3 protein-coding genes are annotated in these 7855 nt (G+C 46.6%); all 3 read right to left on the bottom strand.

The window, feature by feature from the left end; translation table 11 throughout:
- Positions 1-91: 91 nt before the first annotated feature.
- The 3 genes from CX651_RS19350 to CX651_RS19360 all read right to left on the bottom strand — a co-directional run bounded on the left by CX651_RS19350 (position 92) and on the right by CX651_RS19360 (position 7650).
- Positions 92-2644: a TonB-dependent receptor plug domain-containing protein gene (locus CX651_RS19350; protein ID WP_101057727.1), complete on the bottom strand. Its 2553-nt coding sequence runs from the start codon at positions 2642-2644 to the stop codon at positions 92-94.
- Between the two features lie 1247 nt (positions 2645-3891).
- A complete protein-coding gene (locus tag CX651_RS19355; RefSeq protein ID WP_101057729.1) occupies positions 3892-6444 on the bottom strand; it encodes a TonB-dependent receptor plug domain-containing protein in 2553 nt (850 codons plus the stop codon).
- A gap of 780 nt (positions 6445-7224) precedes the next feature.
- Positions 7225-7650, bottom strand: a complete 426-nt coding sequence (locus CX651_RS19360) for an HIT family protein (protein ID WP_189577836.1) — start codon at positions 7648-7650, stop codon at positions 7225-7227.
- Positions 7651-7855: the final 205 nt, after the last annotated feature.

The following is a 7855-nucleotide window of genomic DNA, read 5'->3' on the forward strand; positions in this document are numbered from 1 at the left end:
ATTTTGATCCTTTCAGTGAGATCGTCAAGCGATCTGTCTTAACTGATCGGCATTACCCGCCCTCGGGCGCTTTTTCATTTTATGAGATGGCCTAGAACTTATAAGTTACACCACCGTAGATTTGACGACCTATGGTGTCATAAACCTCAGGAACAGTTCCTCCATCACTGCCATTGGATACAAATGAAGGCTCTTCATCTGTCAGGTTTTTCACCCCCAGAGAAGCTGTCAAGGCATCGGTGAAGTGATAGGTACCGACAATGTTGTGGTACAGAACAGCATCCGCCTTGGCAACCGCTGTGTAAGGTTTATTATTCTTATCGTACTTGGTATGGATATCGTCCATCTTATCTATATAACGGTTGTAATACATCAGGCTCCAGTCACCACGAGTTGCCTGGATGCTGAGGTTATTGCGAACCTTTGCATAGGCGCCAAAGTTACCGTCAATAGTACCGTCATAGGCCACACCATTCTGCTCAAATTTCAGCAGATAGGTCAGGTCATTATTGATCTTCCAGTCCAGCCCCAGGCCTTCAAAACTGTAAGCCAGGTTGAAGTCGATACCACTGGTGTTCTGGCTTCCCACGTTGGTCAGCGGGTTGGTGAATTTGGATAAGTCACCGGATGGTGTGATTTTGAAAGTTTCGCACGCAACCTGTTTACCGGCATGACAATCTTTCAGCCCTTTTTGCGCATCCAGGCGAGTAATGGCATTGGTTACCCGAAAACGCCAGTAATCCAAGGTCAGAGACATTCCATCAATAAAACCCGGTGAATAAACCAAGCCGGCAGAATAGGACTCTGACTCCTCGGGCTTCAGATTCGGATCTGAGGTATAGTTGACCAAAATTTGTGGATCTTGGGCATTCTTCCACGGGTCTTCCAAATAGTCGTAAGATCCTGTGTTACCGCCATAGAGTTCACTGACATTTGGCGCCCGAAAACCTGTGGCAGCCACGGCGCGCAGCATAAGTTCATCGGTCGCTTCATAGGTCAGTCCTACCTTCCAGGTAGACGCCTTACCGAAAGTAGAGTAATCATCGAAACGCAGGGCAAATTCACCTGTCAGCTTGTCGCTGAAAGGTACACTAACCTCCTGATAGATTGAAATAACATTATAGTTACCGTCGGTTGGGTCTTGCTGAGCAGCTGTCCCTTTACCGGCGACAATCACAGGATCCGGGGTAAAGTATCCGCTGTCATAGCGATATTCCGTTCCGATAGCAAAACTGACAGGACCGGCAGCCAGCTCAAACAACTCACCACTCAATACACCGGCGAGCACATGTTGTTCGTTACCACCGTCGTTACGTTCGGTAAAGCCTATGTCATTGATGATCTCTTGGGTCAATGGCGCACCGCTGAGCCAGGCGTCTTGATTCTTGTAAACTGAGTTTGTCATCTTTTCAGCATTGATAGAGTTTTCAACCCAGGTATCGGCCTTATTCTTGCCATAGGTATAAGACAAATCCCAAGTCATACCTGTATTGATATCCAACGTGCCTTGCAGAGCAAGAGAAGCACGCAGAATATCGACATCCTGATTATAAATACGCGGCCCAACATCATTGGTACGACGACGATAATTGACTCGCCCTGTCTTGTCCGCCTTTATACCTGCAGCCAACATAGACTGATCCAAGGTAATACAACGGTTAGGATTCACTCTTGCCTGACCACAAACTCCTAACATGATATCGGCAGGCTGCGGCGCCATTTGCTGATCGGACTTACGCTTGGTGTACAGTATGTCACCTGACAATACCAGTTCATTGCCCAGCTCCTGAATCATGTTGGCAAACAGGCTGTAGCGCTTGCTTGGCGTTTGAAACCAACTGTCTTTGGTGAAATCATAACCAGTACTGCGCTTAACCCAGTTACCGTTGGCGTCTTTGACCATACCGGCCAGAGAACCGGTTGGGATGAAAGAACTGGCACCAGGCTTTGTCCAATCACGGTCACTCTGGATCACGCCACGACGGTCAGAGTACGCCGCGCCAAAAGTGTAGTTGCCGCCATTATCTGTGTTGAAACCATACAACAGACTCAATTCCCCGGTTTCACCGTCACCCTTGTCGGTTCCGCTGCCGTTAAAATCCAACTGTAAGCCTTCAAAGTCTTTCTTGGTGATAATGTTAACTACACCGGCAATGGCATCGGAACCGTATACCGCAGAAGCCCCGTCTTTGAGAATTTCCACCCGGGCAATCATAGCCACAGGAATAGAATTCAAATCCACGGCACTATCGGCACCGGAGCCGGAATTGACCATACGGCGGCCATTAAGCAGTACCAAGGTGCGCTTAGCGCCCATACCTCGCAAATCGACCTGAGCTACACCATCGGCACCATTATTGGTGGTTGAGCCAATAGCCGCACCAGCCATGGAGGTTTGTGCCTGCAATAATTGATCGACCGAAGTGAAACCTTCTGCCCGAATAGTGTCGGCATTGATCACTGTTACAGGAGAAGCGGTTTCCATATCTTGGCGCTGAATACGTGAGCCTGTGACTTCGATACGCTCAACCTTGTCGCCCTCCTCTGCAGCATAAGCTTCCTGAGAGACAGATACTGCTGCCGTTGACACAGCAGCAAACAGTGCCAATTTAACCGCACTGGCCAGCTTATTGGTTCTTGTCATAATAAACTCCCTTGCTTCCTGAATTGTTTTTATGTTCGCCGACCTCTTTAGGAGCGGCGAGCAAAGATACTGTCGCCTGGTTGCAAAACCGTCAATAACAGAGTTTTAATCTGACCAAGGCTTTATTGTTTCCAAATTGAAATCAGATTGTTTATTTTTTGAGTGAACTTCAACTGCCCTGCAATTGGTATATAACTGCAAACTTAAATAAGTGGATTTGTCAAAAAATAATTTTGATTTTTTGTTAAAAGCACCTCATTTAAGTAACACAACCATTAATCAAAAACGTGACTTGCACCACCCTTATACAGAATACAAGACCAACATCACGAAACGGAATGCTTCATTGGGGTGTTTGACTACCTGCTCTTTTAGGTATACCTGCATGGAGTTCTCTGTTCGCCAGGTCATATTACAAACGGTATGCAACATAGTTATGTTAGCAACTTGTTTTACTTCATCTTATCTATGCTTTTCTCTAATAGTTTTTTATGCTGTTGTAATTATTCTTTTAGAGTGAGCACTTCAAGCCTGTATACCAGGGTAAATGTGTCTGTAATCAAGCCTCTCAAGCTACTATGGATATAAATAATGTCTTTGATTTGAGGGAACGGGGGGGATTGTCCCAAAATGAAGGGATCCAAGAGCCATATCATTTCATTTGCGAGCTCGGATTAGCCAGCCACGCCATTAAGAGAGCACAAACCGCCCCTTAACGGTTCAATCAAGGCCGTAGGTGCTTGCTCGTAAAGTAAAGAAGAGGCGATTAATAGCCCTCGGTTATCTGATGAAAAAGTTGGATTGAACCAAAACATCAGTGAAGAAGATACGAAAAGGCCCATGAGTGCTTTTTGCGGGCTTACAAGCCTTGGATGCAAGGCGTGGTTCACAATAAATAGCCCTGCGCCTTTGCAAGACGCACAATAGACAGGATAGGACTGTACCTCCGCATATGATTCGCTGAAAACTTGAATAATTTAGCCCAAGGGAAATAGCATCCAAGCACTCATTACAGTTTGAGCAACCACTCAAAAATTACCTGCTTGGAATATGCATTTCAGCGGCCCATAGGTGACATAATAACTATGGCGAGAGATGAATAACAAAATCAAACGACTGCTGCGAATGGGATTATAATTATCGAGATCGCGCCGACTTCTTTTTAAGGTCAGAGCGACATTTCCTACTGCCGTAGATTAAACCCAAAAAAAAGCGCCCGAAGGCGCTTTGGCATTTTATGAGATGACTTAGAACTTGTAAGTTACACCACCGTAGATTTGACGACCTATGGTGTCATAAACCTCAGGGACAGTTCCGGCATCACTGCCATTGGATACAAATGAAGGTTCTTCATCTGTCAGGTTCTTTACACCCAAGGAGGCTGTCAAACCATCAGTGAAGTGATAGGTGCCGACAATGTTGTGATACATAACGGCATCAGCCTTGGCAACCGCTGTAAACGGATTATCATTCTGATCATAGTCAGTATAAATATCATCCATCTTACCGATATAACGGTTGTAGTACATCAGGCTCCAGTCGCCACGACTGGCTTGAATACTGAAGTTATTGCGAACTTCCGCATAGGCGCCAAAGTTACCGTCAATGGTACCATCATAAGAAACGCCATCCTGCTCAAACTCCAACAGGTAGGTCAGGTCGTTGTTAATCTTCCAGTCCAGTCCCAGGCCTTCGAAGCTGTAAGCCAGGTTGAAATCGATACCACTGGTATTCTGGCTACCTACGTTGGTCAGCGGATTGGTAAAGTCAGATAGATCGCCGTCAGAAGTAATCTTGAAGGTATCACAGGCAAACTGGTTGCCGGCGTAACAATCTTTCAGGCCTTTTTGAGCATCCAGACGAGTAATGGCATTGGTTACCCGAAAACGCCAGTAGTCCAGGGTCAAAGACATGCCGTCAATAAAGTGCGGTGAGTAAACCAGACCGGCAGTGTAAGACTCAGACTCTTCAGGTTCCAAGTTTTCGTCCGAGGTATAGTTCACCAAAATCTGTGGGTCTTGCTCGTTGCCCCATGGATCGGTCAGATAGTCGTACGATCCTGTGTTACCACCGTAGAGCTCACTGACGTTTGGCGCACGGAAACCGGTAGCCGCCACGGCGCGCAGCATTAAGTCGTCGGTCGCTTCATAGGTCAGGCCTATCTTCCAGGTCGATGCCTTACCAAAAGTGGAGTAATCATCGAAACGCAGGGCAAATTCACCGGTCAGCTTGTCGCTGAAAGGTACGCTAACCTCCTGATAAACAGAGATCACATCATAGTTACCATCGGTAGGATCTTGCTGGGCCGCTGTACCCTCACCGGCGACAATCACAGGATCCGGATTAAAGTAACCGCTATCGTAACGGTATTCGGCACCGATAGCGAAGCTGACCGGACCGGCATCGAGATCAAACAGCTCACCGCTCAACACACCGGCAACCAGATGTTGTTCGTTGCCACCATCATTGCGCTCGGTGAAGCCTATGTCGTTGATGATCTCTTGGGTCAGGGGTGCACCGCTGAGCCAGGCGCCTTGATTGTTGTAAACCGAGTTTTCCATCTTTTTGGCATTAATGGAGTTTTCAACCCAGGTATCGGCCTTGTTCTTGCCATAGGTGTAAGACAGATCCCAAGTCATGCCGGTATGAACATCCAGCGTGCCCTGCAGGGCAATCGAGGCGCGCAGCGTATCGACGTCCTGATTATAGATACGAGGCCCTACGTCATTGGTACGGCGACGGTAGTTAACACGGCCGGTCTTATCGGCTTTGATACCGGCATCCAGCATGGATTGATCCAACGTGAGACAGCGAGAAGCATCAATATCTTCCTCGCCACAGACACCCAGCATGATATCGGCTGGTTGAGCCGCCATTTGCTGATCTGACTTACGCTTGGTATACAGTATGTCACCTGTCAGCACCAACTCATTACCCAGCTCCTGGATCATGTTGGCAAACAAGCTATAACGCTCACTAGGCGTTTGGAACCAACTATCCTGAGTATAATCATAACCTGTGCTGCGCTCGACCCAATTACCATTGGCGTCTTTGACCATTCCGTTCAGAGAGCCGGTAGGAATAAAGGAACTGGCTCCTGGCTCGGTCCAATCACGATCCCCCTGAATTACGCCACGGCGGTCAGAATAAGCGGCGCCGAAGGTGTAATTGCCGCCATTGTCTGTGTTGAAGCCATACAACAAACTCAGCTCACCGCTCTCACCGTCGCCTTTATCGGTTCCGCTGCCGTTGAAATCCAACTGAAAACCTTCAAAGTCTTTCTTGGTGATAATGTTAACCACACCGGCGATGGCATCGGAGCCGTATACCGCAGAAGCCCCGTCTTTAAGAATTTCTACCCGAGCTATCATAGCCACTGGGATAGAGTTCAAATCCACTGCACTATCGGCACCAGAGCCGGAATTGACCATACGGCGACCATTAAGCAGTACCAGTGTCCGCTCAGCGCCCATGCCTCGCAGATCAACCTGAGCCACACCATCGGCTCCATTATTGGTACTGGAACCCACTGCAGCACCGGCCATGGAAGTTTGAGCCTGCAGCAATTGATCCACTGAAGTGAAACCTTCCGCTCGAATGGCGTCGGCACTAATCACTGTCACTGGTGAAGCGGTTTCCATATCTTGACGCTGGATACGTGAACCTGTGACTTCAATACGTTCTACCTTGGCTCCCTCTTCGGCAGCAAAAGCTACCTGAGAGACAGATGCAGCTGACGTTGAGACTGCAGCAAATAACGCCAATCTTACTGAGCTGGTCAGCTTATTGGTTCTTATCATTTTAAACTCCCTTACTTCTTGGTTTGTTTTTATTTTCACCGCACTTATTAATGCAGCGTTGCCAAGATACTGTCGCCTCGTTTCAATAGCGTCAATAACAGGATTTTCATCTGACAAAAACTAAAATGTTTTATTTATGTTTTACCAATGTTTTATTTTATGGCAATTATGGCCCACTAATCCAAAAGCGAATAAATATGCAGCCAATTATGATGGAAAACCTAAAAATTGACTTTGATTTTTCGTTAATTTAAAACACATTAATTAACATAGCCAGAGCATTAAAGTGTGATATAGATCACAAAACAATTTGTTTCAATGCTGATACATCACAATGAGACACCAAAACTTTCTTTAGGCAATCCCGCTTCCCCCAAATCAAAAGCAAAGGTTAACAACGCATAAAATGAGCCTATTCAGTCAGATTAAAGCGCTATTTAAATGATACAAACAACACATTTGTTATTATTATGTTCCGCATTTAAGTAAATGATTAACTAAGGAAGTAGTTTTTTATGCTACCAGAAACGGATATATCTCAAGAAACAAATCACCATCAAGCTAAAAATCAGGATGATTTGTTAAATTAAAGCGAGGATTGAAGATGATAACGCTCTGCATGGTAAAGAGCGCAAATTAAAGCCTTGACTTGAGCCAAGGCTTTATTTGGATAAGTACTGGGAATATCAACTTAACAAATAACAAGAAGAACTAATGGAACTTTTTATCCTCCTTTCCTTCAAGTTTTGATTGGGTCAACAGCCTCATAGAAAATAACTCTCAAGATCCAATACAAGCGCGAATTCTGTCGGCTATGGTGTGCAGCTCATCCATATCCCCCTGATGGGCAGCGTGCTCCATCAGGCCTTTAAGCGGGCCGGGCAATACATGAAAATGTACATGGGGCACACTCTGACCGGCGGCGCTGCCGTTGTGTTGGAACACAGTAGAGCCCGGGATACCCATGGCCTTTTCCACTGCCTTGCCCATCAGTTTGACGGTACGCATGCAGGCCACCGCCGCTTCATCAGACAACTGATACAGGGTCACGGCCGGCTCTTTGGGCAACACCAATAAGTGGCCCTTGGTTTGCGGCATGATATCCATGAAAGACAGAGTATGCTCATCTTCATAGAGTTTGATACAGGGCAACTCGCCGCGAAGAATGCGGGCGAAAATATTGTTGTTGTCGTAATTCAGATCCATCTTGTCACTCCATACTGACGAACCGATTGGCTTGGAAACTATTGGTGTACCACAAAAAAGGGCCGGTTGCACCGCAACGTAGTTCACTTAAGCGGAGCTGCCTTGTGATTAACAGGATATCGGGTCTTTGATATTTTTACCGCCCTAGGCCGATTTGGCTTAGGGCGTTTGTCTATAAAGAGGATGGACAAGTCTCCTCGCAGAC

This window comes from Shewanella chilikensis, assembly GCF_002836945.1.
GTDB lineage: Bacteria > Pseudomonadota > Gammaproteobacteria > Enterobacterales > Shewanellaceae > Shewanella > Shewanella chilikensis.